This is a genomic window from Niveispirillum sp. GW835-FHT14G11, assembly GCF_058793615.1.
In genome coordinates, this window is sequence record NZ_JBXAFZ010000034.1 from 1 (window position 1) to 13,979 (window position 13,979).

10 protein-coding genes and 1 pseudogene are annotated in these 13,979 nt (G+C 61.1%); 7 read left to right on the forward strand and 4 right to left on the reverse strand.

The genetic code is table 11. The annotated features are described in order from the left end of the window. A partial coding sequence (locus AC1Q7F_RS31750) for a substrate binding domain-containing protein (RefSeq protein ID WP_492512551.1) occupies positions 1–564 on the forward strand: 564 nt, incomplete at its 5' end. 30 nt (positions 565–594) lie between these two features. Here AC1Q7F_RS31750 and AC1Q7F_RS31755 read toward each other — a convergent pair. After that, positions 595–960 (reverse strand): annotated as a pseudogene (locus tag AC1Q7F_RS31755) (LysR substrate-binding domain-containing protein); the annotation flags it as partial. A gap of 106 nt (positions 961–1,066) precedes the next feature. On the opposite strand from AC1Q7F_RS31755, the gene AC1Q7F_RS31760 reads away from it, so the two are divergent. From AC1Q7F_RS31760 to AC1Q7F_RS31785, 6 genes are all read left to right on the forward strand, one after another. After that, a complete protein-coding gene (locus tag AC1Q7F_RS31760; protein ID WP_492512552.1) occupies positions 1,067–1,216 on the forward strand; it encodes an SDR family oxidoreductase in 150 nt (49 codons plus the stop codon). A gap of 227 nt (positions 1,217–1,443) precedes the next feature. Then, complete coding sequence (locus tag AC1Q7F_RS31765; RefSeq protein ID WP_492512553.1) at positions 1,444–3,342, forward strand: sensor domain-containing diguanylate cyclase; 1,899 nt, start codon at positions 1,444–1,446, stop codon at positions 3,340–3,342. A gap of 38 nt (positions 3,343–3,380) precedes the next feature. After that, the gene (locus tag AC1Q7F_RS31770) at positions 3,381–4,295 is read left to right on the forward strand and encodes a helix-turn-helix domain-containing protein (RefSeq protein WP_492512554.1); all 915 of its coding nucleotides are present in this window, start codon (positions 3,381–3,383) and stop codon (positions 4,293–4,295) included. Between the two features lie 107 nt (positions 4,296–4,402). Further along, the gene (locus tag AC1Q7F_RS31775) at positions 4,403–5,443 is read left to right on the forward strand and encodes an aldo/keto reductase (protein WP_492512555.1); all 1,041 of its coding nucleotides are present in this window, start codon (positions 4,403–4,405) and stop codon (positions 5,441–5,443) included. A gap of 11 nt (positions 5,444–5,454) precedes the next feature. Continuing rightward, positions 5,455–6,312 carry an NAD(P)H-binding protein gene (locus AC1Q7F_RS31780; RefSeq protein ID WP_492512556.1) on the forward strand — a complete coding sequence of 286 codons (858 nt, stop codon included), beginning with the start codon at positions 5,455–5,457 and terminating at the stop codon, positions 6,310–6,312. A 383-nt stretch (positions 6,313–6,695) separates the two neighbouring features. Continuing rightward, a complete protein-coding gene (locus AC1Q7F_RS31785; RefSeq protein ID WP_492512557.1) occupies positions 6,696–9,131 on the forward strand; it encodes a P-loop NTPase in 2,436 nt (811 codons plus the stop codon). Between the two features lie 215 nt (positions 9,132–9,346). Here AC1Q7F_RS31785 and AC1Q7F_RS31790 read toward each other — a convergent pair whose 3' ends face one another. The 3 genes from AC1Q7F_RS31790 to AC1Q7F_RS31800 are packed head-to-tail and all read right to left on the reverse strand — an operon-like array spanning position 9,347 to position 13,934. Beyond that, positions 9,347–11,236 carry a hypothetical protein gene (locus AC1Q7F_RS31790; protein ID WP_492512558.1) on the reverse strand — a complete coding sequence of 630 codons (1,890 nt, stop codon included), beginning with the start codon at positions 11,234–11,236 and terminating at the stop codon, positions 9,347–9,349. Between the two features lie 11 nt (positions 11,237–11,247). Continuing rightward, positions 11,248–13,239 carry a hypothetical protein gene (locus AC1Q7F_RS31795; RefSeq protein ID WP_492512559.1) on the reverse strand — a complete coding sequence of 664 codons (1,992 nt, stop codon included), beginning with the start codon at positions 13,237–13,239 and terminating at the stop codon, positions 11,248–11,250. Beyond that, a complete protein-coding gene (locus AC1Q7F_RS31800) occupies positions 13,236–13,934 on the reverse strand; it encodes a hypothetical protein (RefSeq protein ID WP_492512560.1) in 699 nt (232 codons plus the stop codon). The genes AC1Q7F_RS31795 and AC1Q7F_RS31800 overlap by 4 nt, the downstream gene beginning before the upstream one ends. Between the last annotated feature and the right edge of the window lie 45 nt (positions 13,935–13,979).

Sequence of the window (13,979 nt, forward strand, 5' to 3'; positions counted from 1 at the left end):
CGCATCCGGCCGGAATGGCATTTCGAGAACCGGCAGGTGGATCTGGTGGCGGAAGGCTACGATGCGGCCATCGGCGGCGCCGTCGACCTGTCGCCCGGTATCGTGTCGCGTACCCTGGCCCCGGCGCACATCATCGCCGTCGCCGCCCCCTCCTACATGGCTGGACGAGCGACGCCGGCGGAGCCGCGAGACCTTGCCGGCCTCGACGGGATTGCCATGCGATCATTGCGGACAGGCCGCACGCGGGTCTGGACCCTGCGCGACGCCCACGGCCAGGAACAGGGGGCGCCATTGGCCGAAACCATCATCGTCAATGATCCGGCAGCCATGCGGGAGGCGGCGATACTGGGCCTGGGCGTGACCATGCTGGCCGTGCCGGACGCCCTTCCGGCGCTGGAGAGCGGCACGCTGGTCCGGTTGCTGCCGGGCTGGTACGCCGATGCCGGTGGTATCGTCCTCTACTATCCAACCCGTACATTACTGCCCGCCAAGACACGCACCTTCGTCGACTTCGTCGCCGATGCCTTCTCACGCGGGAAACTGTCGGAACGGTTTTCCGGGTGAGCGGTTGGTCTGGGCAATGGCTGGCCAGCCTTACTCCGGCTGGCGCCATGCCGGTGCCACCAGCCGTTCAGCGAAGAAGTCCGCCAGGGCGGAGACCTTGGCCGGGCGGGCGCGGGCCGTGGGGGTGACGAAATAGAGCCCGCCTTTGGGCAGCGTCCAATCCTCCAGGATCGCCACCAGCCGTCCTGCCGTTAGATATTCGGCCGCGATGAGGTCCGGCAACTCGCCGATGGCCAGTCCCTCCAGCAGCATCGGCACTAGCGCGTCGACATTCGTGACGCACAGCGGTCCGGTGGGCGTGATGTTCTCCTCCTCCGCGTCGTTGCTGAAGCGCCAGACGTCCTGGCGGGCGCGGTAGGCATAGCCCAGGCAGTGATGCGCCTCCAGATCGCGCGGATGCCTTCGTCTATGTCACCGGCCGCCGCCAGCCCGAGCCCCGGCCCGATCCGCACGCCGGGCTTGGTGGAGCTGGCCGATCCCGACGCCGCCCCAGCAGCAGGGCTTGGTCGACTACCTGGCTGCCCAAGTGCCGCTGGGCCGCGTGGGCGAGGCGGGCGAGATCGCCAAGGCGGCCCGGCTTCTGGCATCCGACGACAGCAGCTTCGTCAACGGTGTCGAGCTGTTCGCCGATGGCGGCATGGCCCAGGTGTGACTGTACGGCCTGGCTGCGGGGCGGGGATGGCGGCAAAGTCACCGTCTTCCATTCCCGCCCCGCCTGCCGGGCCGGGCACCGTCCGGTGACCTGCCTGGACCGGCATCAACCTGACCTTACGCGACCTGACCCTTTGGACCGGAAACGGACGTATCCAGATCGGCTACCTTCCAGGGATGCAGCCGCTTCCAGGCGGCTGCCCTCCAAGCAGGCCGGAGGGTGGAAGGATGCGTTCTCGGTTTCCATGGCTGTTCCATCGTCCGTCGCTGTTCATGAAGGCCATCGGGCTTGTCCTGTTGGCCTGCCTGCTGTTGGTCGGCATCGACCTGTCGCGCGTCTGGAGCGCCCGACAAACCCAATTGGCCCAGACCGGGGTCGAAACGGCCAACCTTGCCGGTTCGCTGGCCCAGTACAGCCATGAGGTGCTGCAACAGGCCGACATCGTCCTGCAGGACCTGCGGGAGCGGATTGAGGCCGACGGTGGGACGCCTGGGGACATGGACCGGCTTCGGAGCTGGATGGTGCAGCGCGTCGCGACGGTGCCGGCCATCCATGGGCTGTTCCTCTACGATGCCAAGGGCGACTGGGTGGTGAACGCGCTCGCCATCCCCCCGAAAGGCCTGAACAACGCCGACCGTTCCTATTTCCAATACCACCGTCTCCATGCCGACCGCGGCGTCCATGTCGGACCGCCCGTGCGCAGCCGTTCCGACGGTAGCTGGATCATAACCGTCAGCTACCGCATCGACGGAGCCAATGGCCGGTTCGCCGGCGTCGTGCTGGCCACCATCTCGGTCGAGTTCTTCCAGAAATTCTTCGACAGCTTCAACGTCGGATCCCAAGGCATCGTGACGCTGAATCACACGGACGGCGTCATCCTGGCGCGGGCGCCGTTCTCGGAGGCCAATGTCGGGCTGGATGTCTCCCGTGGGCCGCTGTTCAGCCAGTTCCTGCCCAAGGCTCCCGTGGGCACGTACGAGTACGTCTCCCCGGTGGATGGCGTACGTCGTCTTGGCAGCTATCGCCGCGTGCTGGACTACCCGCTGGTGGTCCTTGTTTCGCGCTCCTGGTCTGACCTGCTGGCGGACTGGTATCGGAACGCCGCCGTCAACATCGGCGGCAGCCTCCTCCTAACCCTGCTGATCGGCGGCCTGGCGTGGCGCCTGTTGCGCCAGGCGCGCCGGCTGCATCTGGCGGAGGCGCGGTACCGGCTGCTGGCGGAGAATTCCGGTGACGCCATCACTTGCGTCGACTTGCATGGCATCCGGCGATACGCCTCCCCCGCCTTCACCGCGATGACGGGATGGAGCGCTGACGAGACCGTCGGTCGGCCGGCCATCGACCTCATCCATCCGGAGGACCTGGCTGTGGCCGACGAGGTGCAGCGGCAGCTCGGTGCCGGGCAGCGCAGCATGGTCTGCGCCTATCGGTACCGCTGCAAGGACGGCCGGTACCTCTGGGTAGAGGCGCGGTTCACGCTCGCCGACGCCCTGGATGGCATACCGCAGTTCGTCGTGAACATCAGGGACATCTCCCGGCGCAAGCTGCTGGAGGAGCAGCTTGAGGCGGCGAACCGCGAATTGACGGTGCTGGCGAGCACTGACGGCCTGACCGGGCTGGCCAACCGGCGCCGGCTGGATCAGGCGCTGTGCCAGGAGGTGGCGCGGGGCGCGCGGCAGGGGACATGCCTGTCGCTGGTACTCATCGATATCGACCATTTCAAGGCCTACAACGACCGCTACGGGCATCCGGCCGGTGACCGCTGCCTGGCGCTGGTCGGGCAGGTGGTGCGCGACGCCGTCCGCCGGCCCGGCGACGTCGCCGCCCGGTATGGTGGGGAGGAGATGGCGCTGGTCCTGCCGGCGACCGACGAAATCGGGGCCGCGAAGATCGCCGAGGCTTTGCGTCTGGCCATCGAGGCGCTGGAACTGCGCCATGAGGGCAATGCCGAATGCGGCGGCGTCGTCACCGCGAGCCTCGGCATCGCCACCATCGTGCCGGCGCGGGCGAAGGAGATTGAGCAGCAGATCCTGGCGCTGATGAGTCGGGCGGACACCGCGCTATACGAAGCCAAGGCCAGGGGCCGCAACCGGGTTTCGCGGGTTCCGGCCTTCGCCGCGGCCTGACATCGGCCCGTTAACCAACTTATGCGATCGCGGACGCCATGTTATCATCGGACATGCTGCGCCCCGACTTCCTTCCCGCCGAACGGCTTAACGAGCGCCGGACGATGCAGTCCCGGCGGTACGAGCACCATGGCATGGCCGCCGCCTATTACCGGCGCGATGGCGGCGGAGAGGAGCCGCTGGGGCCGAACCCGGTGATGCCGGCCTTCCAGTTCGTGATCCCCTTGGCCACCATGCCGGCCCATGGCGGCTGGATGGACGGGAAGCGGATCGAGCTGCCCGCGCATGAGGCCGGCGCGCCCGGCTTCTTCGACTGGCGGCGCACCTGGTCGGCCGACCTGCGCGACCCGTTCGAGGCGCTGGTGCTGGTGATCCCGCAGGCCGCGATGGACGAGCTGACCGACGGTCTGGGCGGGCGGCGCATCGCGCGCTTCGACTGTCCGGCGGAGCAGGAGACCCGCTTCGATCCGCATGCCTTCGGTCTGGCCCAGGCGCTGCTGCCGCTGCTGACCCACCCGCATGAGGCCGGTGCGCTGTTCGCGGACTATATCTTCGGCGCCTGCCGCCTGCATTTCGCCGTCGCCTATGGCGGGCTGAAAGTGTCGGAGGCGCGGCGCACGGGGCGGCTGGCGCCCTGGCAGGAGCGCAGGGCTACGGAGATGATGCTGGCCGACCTGGGGGCCGACATCTCGGTGGAGGTGGTGGCGGCGGCCTGCGGCCTGTCGGCACGGCATTTCGAACGGGCCTTCACCGTCAGTTTCGGCGCCCCGCCCCATCGCTGGCGCCTGAAGCAGCGGGTGGAACGGGCCCGCCGCATGCTGGAGGAGGGGGACGAACCGCTGGCCCTGATCAGCGCCGTGTGCGGCTTCGCCGACCAAAGCCACTTCACCCGGGTCTTCCGCCGCTTCCATGACGCCACCCCCGCCGGCTATCGACGGCAGCGGCGGGGATAGGAACAGGACGGCGCCGGCGTTCCAAAGATGGCGCCGCCGGTCAAGACCGGCCCGTCCGCCGGCCCTATCTTCCGCGATGACATTCCTGTTCATCACGGAAGCGATCCATGCGTTACCGCATCTTCGGCCGCACCGGCCTGCGCGTCTCCGGGCTGGCGCTGGGAACCGGCAATTTCGGCACCGGCTGGGGCTATGGCGCCGACCGGAGCCAGGCCGCCCGCATCTATGACGCCTACCGCGCCGCCGGCGGCAATTTCATCGACACGGCCAACAACTATCAGTTCGGCCAGGCGGAAAGCCTGGTGGGCGAGTTCATCCGGGCCGAGCGTGACGATATCGTCCTGGCCACGAAATTCTCGCTGGGCGCTGCCGCCGACAGCGGGCTGATGGCCACCGGCAACAGCCGCAAGGCCTTGGTCCGGTCGGTGGAGGACAGCCTGAAGCGGCTGGCCACCGAGCATGTCGATCTGCTGTGGGTCCATATGCCCGACGGGGTGACGCCCGTGGAGGAGATCATGCGCGCCCTGGACGACCTGACCAGGGCCGGCAAGATCAATTATGCCGGCTTGTCCGACTTCCCCGCCTGGCGCGTCGCCACGGCGGCTACCCTGTCGGACCTGCGCGGCTGGGCCGGGGTGGCGGCGGTGCAGCTTGAATACAGCCTGGTGGAACGTACCGCGGAGCGGGAATTGCTGCCCATGGCCGATGCCTTCGGCCTGGGCACCGTCGGCTGGTCGCCGTTGGGGGGCGGACTGCTGACGGGCAAGTACCGGCGCGGGGAGAAGGGCCGCGCGGACGGGCTGGGCGTGCTGACCCATGCGGAGAGCGACGCGCGCAAGACCGCCACGGTCGATGCGCTGCTGGCCGTGGCCGGGGAACTGGGCGTTCCACCGGGGCAGGCGGCCATCGCCTGGGTCATGGCGCGGGGCGTCATCCCCATCCTGGGCCCACGCACGCCGGAGCAGGCGGCGGACAATCTGGCGGCGGCGAAGGTGGTGCTTGAGGCCGACCATCTGGTCCGGCTGGACGCGGCCAGCGCCGTCCCCCTGGGCTTCCCGCATGAGATGCTGGCCGATGCCGGCGTGCGCAACCAGTTGGCGGCCGGCAAGGCCGACCTGATCGACGCGCCCATCCGGCCGGTGCGCTGAGAAGAAACATCATGGGCAAACTGCTTGTCACCGGAGCCACCGGCCATCTGGGTCGGCAGAGCGTGGAATTCCTGCTGGAACGCGTGCCGGCCGGGCATGTCGCGGCACTGGCCCGCGATCCCGCCAAGGCCGCCGACCTTGCGGCGCTGGGCGTGGAGTTGCGGCAGGGAGACTATGCCGATCCCGCCTCGCTGGAACGGGCCTTCACGGGTGTGGACCGGTTGCTGATGGTGTCCACGGTGATGTTCACCGACACGATTGGCCACCACCGCAACATCGTAGCCGCCGCCGCCACTGTCGGCGTGGGCCACATCGTCTACACGGGCATCCAGCGGCGCGAGGGGTCGGGCTTCGCCATCGACATGGTGACGGAGACGGACATCGCCACGGAAGCGGCGTTGCGCGGGTCCGGCCTGGACTGGACCATCATGCGCAACAGCCTCTATGTCGACTCGCTGCCGCTGATCCTGGGCCCACGCCTCGCGGAGCGCGGCTTCCGCGTCCCGGCCGGCGATGGCGTAGCGGCATTGGGCACAAGGCGGGATTTCGCCGAGGCGAATGCCGTGGTCATGACCGGTGCCGGCCATGCCGGCCGCCTCTACACATTGGGCGCCAGCCACGCCGTCTCCTTTGCCGACATGGCGCGGGACCTGGGCGTGCCTTATGCGGCCGTAGACCGTGAAGCCTTCGTTGCCGACCGCCTCGCCGACGGGCTGCCGCCGCCCGCGGCCGGCTTCCTGGCGCAATGGGCCGAGGCCGTGGCCGTGGGTGAATTCGCCGAAGTGACGGGAGACCTGGAGATATTGATCGGGAGGCGGCCCACCGATGCCGTGGGTTTCCTGAGGGAGACCTACGGCCTGCATGGTTGAAGACATGAGTTGGCAGCGGCCCCCGATCCGGCCCTCAGCGGACTGCCGCTGCGGATAGGTGACCTATGGTGACAGCCCGTGACACGTTTCACGGATCCGGCTAAAGGCTGCCAAGGGTCGGGTCTTCTGGTGACAGGTCGCGTCGGCTGGAAAGCGCCGCATGGTGGTCATTGCCAGGGATTACGGAGCTTCTCGATAGCGGACCTAAGGTTAAAGCCTAAGCGCCCAGTCGAGATGGCTTTTCATCAGGGGCAATTGGGGTGTAGCTTTCAACGTCGAAGACCGAGGTTCAAAAATGATCCTAGTGGCACTGAGCATTGGGCCGCGCCTGTACTGCAGGCGATTCACAAAGTTTGGGAGTTCATCGTAACTGGGAGGTTAGATTGGCTCGCTTTGAAAATCTAACCCTGTCAGATAAGCAATCTTTGATTGCATCGGTGCGATCTGGCGAATATAATCTCTTCCTTGGAGCTGGTATCAGCTTGGATTCAAGGAATGGGAAAGGCGACTTACTACCCACAGGAAATGGTTTGAGAGCCCGACTTTGCGAAGTCGCTGACGTCGACGGCAGCACAAGCCTGCAACGTTCTGCCTCGGTGCTCACCGAACAGCAGAAGGAAGTTGAACTTACCCAGCGTTTCTCTGGTTGTAAGGCCGGCCCGTCGCTTTATACCCTTCCAACATTCCTTTGGAAGCGGATATTCACTTTAAATATCGACGATGCCGTCGACGATGCGTACACGAGACCAGGAAATCTTCAGCGACCGGAGTTTCATCACTTTCGCGACTCATTCAGCGAAGCTCGCAGCTTGGATACTGTTCCTGTAGTTCATTTGCATGGCCGAACTAAAGAGGCAAGCCGTGGTTACGTGTTTGATCGAGCGGCGTATGCAAGCCTAATGGCCGACGACAACGCATGGATGACGGTACTCGCAGATGTGATGCCGGCAGAGCCATTCTTCGTGATTGGTACATCGCTCGACGAGGTTGATGTTACATACTACCTCGCAAAACGTACAAGTGAGACGCAACGGTCAGACAGAGGCCCCTCTTTCCTCGTCGAACCATTTCCAACGAAATTGACCCGACGGGACTGCGACGACCACGGCCTTCGCCTTTATGAGGGTACGGCTGAGCAGTTTTTCGCCGATCTCAATGCACTAGTTGCCAACCGACCGGGGGCGTTCGAGCTTGTGCCACAATCTACCCGGGATCTTTTTCCCGCAGGAGCGCCCCAATCGCTCGTAGTGTCATTCGCCGAAGACTTCGAACGAGTGCCATCTGTTGCTCCTGTCCAGGGCAACGGTGCGCGTTTTGCTGACGGACACCCTCCCACATGGAGCGATCTGGCTCGAAATTGGGATGTGGGTCGCGCACTCAGCGCGCGCCTGCGGCCAATTGCCAAAGCTATGCTTTCGAGATCACAGCCGGAACGTGCAGTTTTAGTACTCGAAAGCCCTGGAATGGGAAAATCAACGGTTCTTCGGCGCGTTGCTTACGACATGGCGGCATCCAAGATTGTAGTACTAATTGCAAATTCTATCAGCCGTTTAGACCCTACCCTTATCGCCGAAGCCTTGGACTTGATTGACGATCCGCTTGTGATCATTGTTGATAATATTGCTGATCAAGCGCCTCAGCTTAAGACGATAGTCGACCTAGCTGGAAAGAAAGATTTCATCATCGTCGCCGCAGAGCGAAGCTATAGACGACGCCATCTAGTGCAGGTGTTGGGCGATCTGCGCTATCAAATTCTTGGCGGCTTAGGTCTAACTGAATCCGAAGCACTTCAACTTATAAATAGTTATGTTATGCGAGGTGCTGCAGGTGCGAAAATGGCAAATGACGCACCAAACAAGTTAGCAAAAGAACTCGTTTTAGAGCCCATTGCCGTCGCGGGTTGCAAGATTAAGAACGATATGCGCCCCCTTGATATGATCGTCTCTTCAACATATGCCGCTGCATTACCAAATGATCGTATTAGATATATATCAGCAACGATAGCTCAATTTTGCTTTAGTAGTGGTGCGCGCTATGAAATTGTTCAGAGCACAGCAGAGCATGCAGGATGGCAAGCCCAATTTGAAAGTTCCCATCCCCTCCCGCTAGACTACTTCGACGAGCACGGGGACTTTGTCATTCCATTGAATACAGCGCTAGCGCAGAGAACGATTACGGTTGCCCCGCCGTCGGATGTGCTGTTGGCATTTAAGCGACTGGCGACAAGTCTAGCGCCACGAGTAAATCGTTCTTCTATTAAGCGCCGAACCCCAGAAGCTCGATTAGCGAGGCGATTGTTTGATTACGACGATGTAGTAGGCCCACTTCTGGGCGAGCTCGCTAGCGATTTCTACGTTGCGGCGCAACGACAATGGCAGTGGAATTCGCGATATTGGGAGCAGGTATCACTCTATAAGCTCTCTATGTTCAGACAGAAAAAGACTCCTGATTTTCTTCAAGAAGCAGTTCAACATGCCCGGCACGCGGTTGGGATTGAGCTACACCCATTTCCTCTGACAACGCTTGGCAAGGTGTTGCTTGCTCAGATTGGTCAACCGGGTATGTCAGCTAGCGCTATTTATTCAGAGGCGCATCGAGTTCTTGCTCACGCAATTTCAATAGAACGCTCTCGGTCGCGAGTGAGCGTTCATGCTTATATAACCTTGTTTCGCGGAGCTGCCCTTTTGATCCAGCGAAAGGGATATCCGGCCTCCAAAGAAGTCGAAGATTTAATTGGGCACCTTGATACTGCGACGATTTACTTCCCCTACGATCAAGAACTTAAAGAGGCAGCGGAACATCTACGGCAATTACTCTAAATACAGAAAAACGCGTAATACTTAATAGATAGCAGCTTTTTGTGCATTTCTCTCCAGATCGGATCGACTGGATTCGGCCCCGTCCTTACCGTTTTGCGCCCCCTATGTGAAGCTCGCTACGGCGATATTGCGCACTCCATGTCAGCATTGAGATAGCTTCTTCTGCTTCTCGGAAGCTGACATCGAAGAAACGTGATATCGCTCCATGACGCTGATTACCGCAAGTCATGCGGTGTTTTGCGTTTTGCCTGAATCCTGGCTACCACGATATGGTATTCCACGTCGGATCCTTCCGGTACCTTTCGCTCCACACTGATCTGTTCCGAAATGTGTGGTTGATGACCATTTCGATCGGTGAGGTCGAGCACCAAGAGGAAACCAACACGCATGCCGGTCGTCAGGTAGCCCGTTGCCTGACCAGCATAGCGCTTCGCCAAAGCGGCATTGCCGGGCACCCTGTCGTCCTTCTTCACTTCAACGATCGACTTTACGCCACGGTACTCGATTGCAATGTCGGCACGGCCGCCACCTGAATCTCTGACTTCGGCACGGAACGATGGTGCATCCGACGTAGTGAGGAACTTTAGAAAATCGAGTTGAAGGTCGTGTTCGACCGGCAAATCGGCGCTGCGCCGGAACAGGTATTCGCTTGATGGATCGGTATTCGTGCCGATATTGGCGCGAAAATCCAAGAACCGCAGGATGAGCGCGCACATGAGTTCCAACAGCGCTCGAGGATGCCCTCGCTGGTAATCGGGACTGTCCGAGAGCTTCTCCATGACGGCGGCCCATAGATCCGCCACCTGACGATTGCGATCGATCCCAACGTCGACCTGCGCTGCGGTCATCGCCGCTGTAGCTGCGTCGACGCCGGCCTGTTTGAGAAAATCGACCAGCCGGCCTCCAGTCGATTCGTCAAAAGGGCTACGATGAAGTGCCCCGGCAAGTGACTGCTGCACTGTATCGCGCAACTGTCCGACGTTCGGTGCAAGATGGCTGTCCGCGTTCTCAGCGAGCCACTGATCCAAAGCCTGCAGATAATACCGTCGTTTCTGCAGTGATTGAACAAGCGCCTTCCGTCCGAGAATATCTGCACCATGACCATCGGAGCGGGAGAAAACATCGTCGCTGGCGAAGAAGATCGAGAGCAGTTCGTCTTCGATCACAGTGGCCGCTTGCAGCCAAATGTCCCTCGTGAACGTATGAGCGACCATGGACAGTTTGGTGGCCATTGACAACCAGTGGAAGCGTTCGCGAGAAGACGTCCTGAGCCACGACTCTGCGGAGTGACGGTCGGCAGCATAAGCCGAGTATTCAATTGCGGCACGCCGGAGTTTGGGAAGATCGAGCGGGAGATCGGAGTGCATGCCCCTGTGCTGCACATCGATCAGCACCGACGTGCAGATCTCGTAAAGTGCCGCATCTGGGCGTTTTTCGCTCATAGACAGTGAATGGCGAAACCAATCCTGCGCGGCGGCCAACGCCGATGTGAGTACATCGTGCGTCTTAGCCAGCAAGCCTTCCTGCAGCCGATCAAGCCCCAACTCGAGTGCGGCCTCATCCGCTGCCGCGTCCACATCGACCAGTCGAGAGAGAAGATCCCGAAAGTCACTATCCGGATACCGGCGCAGGATGACGCCAGTGACCTTGGCGACGTGACGTAGATAGGCACTGTCGTCATCTGCCGTAACGTCCAGAAGGTACGACTGCAGGCGCCTGATCAAGCTGGGATCGTCCTGTGCCACGACGAGCGCACCGCGCAACGCCTGCGATCTCATCCAGAAATGTTCAGACCGTGGCTCGAAACGGCAACGGAATATCTCCCACACACCGCGACCGAAAGCCTGCGGTATCACGGGAAGTTCGTCGAGGCAGTCGACCATTTCTGCTATCGACGTGGCGTCGTCTTCCACTTCAAGTATCCGCAGGAGTGCGCGTTGAACGGCGGCGACGGTCACCCAACTGATCAGCCAGCAGAATACGTCGGAGCGTGTGGTTTCGGAATCCTGTACCTCGATCGCAGCCAACAGCTCGTTTTCTTGAGCCGCACTCGGATCTGGGATGGGCGTGCCGTCCGTAGTGAAAAGCTCGAATCCGTCTTCCATCGCTCGACCGGTCAAAAGAGGTAGTCATCCTTCTTGGCGTGCAGCCGATGATCAGTAGACACAACCGTCTCCACTGCCTTGCGAGCGATGGTGCCGATAATGATCTGAACGCCTCCGATGTCCTTCGCAGCAGAGGCAACGCTGTCGAGCATCTGCTCGAAGTCCTCGTTCACGACCTCTTCGGACGCTGGCGAGTCAATGATTAGCAGGCCTGGATGCCGACCGTGCCCGCGACGCTTAGCTACCTCAACCGCCGCCAGCGAGATGGCGATCTTGATACGCAATTTCTCGCCCATCGTCAGGTTGCTAAAATAGATGTCGGCACCTCCTTGATGGACCTTCAGCCTCCCGCCACCGTCGAGGTGCATGCTGGTGACGTGGGATACGCCGAACTTCTTGGCAAGGGACATCACTGAATCAGCGATCTCTGTCAGGACATCCGACTGCATAGATGTCATCAGCCTCTTGCTGACTTCGGTAGCAGCGCGAAGGATTTTGAGTTCACCCTGTATTTCAATGTCGTCGTTGGCAGGCGATTGCAGCGCGGCCACCAGTTCCCGAAGCTGCTGGGCTTGGGCCTGCAACTGCAACACGATAAGTTCGGGATCGATCGGCAATGTGGAGATAGCCTCCTGGAGGCTTTGCGCCCTTTCCATTCCGTCACGGAGCCGTTCCGCCGCGTCCCTTGCTATCTTCTCGCTGGATTTGAGCTTGGCCTTGGCGATCTTGAGCGATGCAGCCAGTTCCTCCACCAAGGTCTGTGCGTCCTGGATGCGATCATTATCCAGACTATCTTCGTGGACCGGCAAGTCGTTCTTGCACAAGGCGCAGGTATTGCTGTCAGCGTGCTGGACCGCTGGCGCCACCCTTTCGAACGCGGCTTCGCAGGCTGGACAGCAAGTCGGGCTGAGCCGGCGGAACGAATATCCTGCCAATCGCTCTTCTTCGATCTGCTTGAGCCTTCGCCGCGCACCGTCGTAGCCGGCTGCAACGGACGCAACCGTCGCTGTGTCCGTCTCGTGGGAAATCCGAGCGGCCTCTGCCGCCTTCCTATGAGTCGCGGTATTCTCATCAAGCCGCGCTAGCTCAAGCCTTTTTGCGCCGCGGTCATCGGTGCCGCAAGCTTTTTTCGCTTCGGCAAGTTGGCCCTCGAGCTCGAGAAGTTTAGTACTGAGTACCGTGCTCACGTCAGAATGGTTCGGCCTATTAGTGAGTCCCTGCTCGACCTGCTTCTGCGCGGTCAACGCAGCACTATATGTGGAGACCCAAGGCAACCCGATGAACAATTGGAGCAGGCGGAGCGGCAGCCCGTCGATGGGCAGATCCCCGAACAATGCCTTCGGCTCAATGGCACTCGACAGGAAGAACGTCGAAGCTATCAGAGGCCAACCATGAGGATGACCACCCGTATTCTTATTGTGAGCATAGATCAATGGGAAGTCGAGTTCCTCCATCATCAGATGCTCCGTCTGCGACTTCAGCCCATCTCCAGCGTCGCCTTCGTAGAGCGTGATCCACTGATCGTCACTATCGCTCCGGCTCAGCGTGGCCAGGCTCTCTGCCGTCTTCTCCTCTCCGGCTGCCTTGCGCAACTCCAATCGATGCAGGACCTTATCGATGCGAAACCGGATTTCAATGGTCTCTAGCCACTTCCAGACATCGGGCTTCACTCGACCGGGAAAGTCGCCGCGTATCGCCGCTTGGAGCAGATTCAGGATGGACGACTTTCCTCGCAGATTGCGCTCGGACATTACGGCCCAGATGCCAGTCCCCAGGCCCGACCAAGACAGATCGAATGGCCCGTCGCGTTCGGACTCGGCTCTAACGCCCCTCAATTTGATGCTGTCGAAGAGAAGGCTCTTGGCACGCGGCGGCGTGGTCTGAGCGCGAATGCCATATTTGAGCAGCACGCTTCGAACATCTGCCTCCGGACTGGTGCTGTCCTCGGTGATGGCCTTGATCCAGCCGTACTCGGTCGGCTCGATGGTCCGTTCCTTGCTCATGGTTCCCATCCGATAATCTTGGCCATACGCCGTTCAACCTGTTCCCGGATGGTCGGTATTACATCGCCATGGATGGTGTTGGCATATTCCGGGTGCTCGTACTGCCAGTCCTTCAGGGCAGAACCGCTCTTGCCGTTGGCGACCCGCATGACCAGCGCCAATCGCTCGCGATACCAAGTCAACTCCGGGTGATCCTGAATACACCTTTCCAGGAATGAGATCGCCTTTGGTGATACGATGTATTCGTACCGACGAATCTTGCCATCATCACCAGCGAGTTGCATGGGTCTGGCCAAGCCGTAATAGCTCAACATCGCAAGCGCATCCTCGATATTCTGATAGGCACCGTGCCGCCAGCGGACCATGCGTACTAGTCTGACGGAAGGTTCGTCATCGAGGAAAATGCGTTGAACCGCCCCCAGCAACTCGGGCTCGCCGGTCTCCTCGTAAAGATCCAGCAGCGCGTCTCCCAAGTAGTCAGGATAACGTACGAGAAAGTCCATGGCCATCAAGCGCTTTTCAGCTCGAAAGACCTTTACGACATGCTCGGTGGGCTTGTCGGCGTCTTCGCCGCCCGCAACCAAGATGAAGAGCAGCCGGAGCGCGTCACGGTGTCGAGAACTTGGTTCGCGCGCTGTTAAGGAAGGTGGCGCGCGTTCGCCCTCTGCTTCCCCTCCTCCGATCAAAAGATCCATATCAGCAATTGCCCCGATAGATACCGGATCGACGATATCTCAAAT

Excerpts from the sequence above, each read along its gene's own strand:
- AC1Q7F_RS31765 (WP_492512553.1), top strand. The coding sequence starts at position 1,444 with ATGCGTTCTCGGTTTCCATGGCTGTTCCATCGTCCGTCGCTGTTCATG.
- AC1Q7F_RS31790 (WP_492512558.1), bottom strand. The coding sequence starts at position 11,236 with ATGGAAGACGGATTCGAGCTTTTCACTACGGACGGCACGCCCATCCCA.
- AC1Q7F_RS31780 (WP_492512556.1), top strand. The coding sequence starts at position 5,455 with ATGGGCAAACTGCTTGTCACCGGAGCCACCGGCCATCTGGGTCGGCAG.
- AC1Q7F_RS31795 (WP_492512559.1), bottom strand. The coding sequence starts at position 13,239 with ATGAGCAAGGAACGGACCATCGAGCCGACCGAGTACGGCTGGATCAAG.
- AC1Q7F_RS31775 (WP_492512555.1), top strand. The coding sequence starts at position 4,403 with ATGCGTTACCGCATCTTCGGCCGCACCGGCCTGCGCGTCTCCGGGCTG.
- AC1Q7F_RS31770 (WP_492512554.1), top strand. The coding sequence starts at position 3,381 with ATGTTATCATCGGACATGCTGCGCCCCGACTTCCTTCCCGCCGAACGG.
- AC1Q7F_RS31800 (WP_492512560.1), bottom strand. The coding sequence starts at position 13,934 with ATGGATCTTTTGATCGGAGGAGGGGAAGCAGAGGGCGAACGCGCGCCA.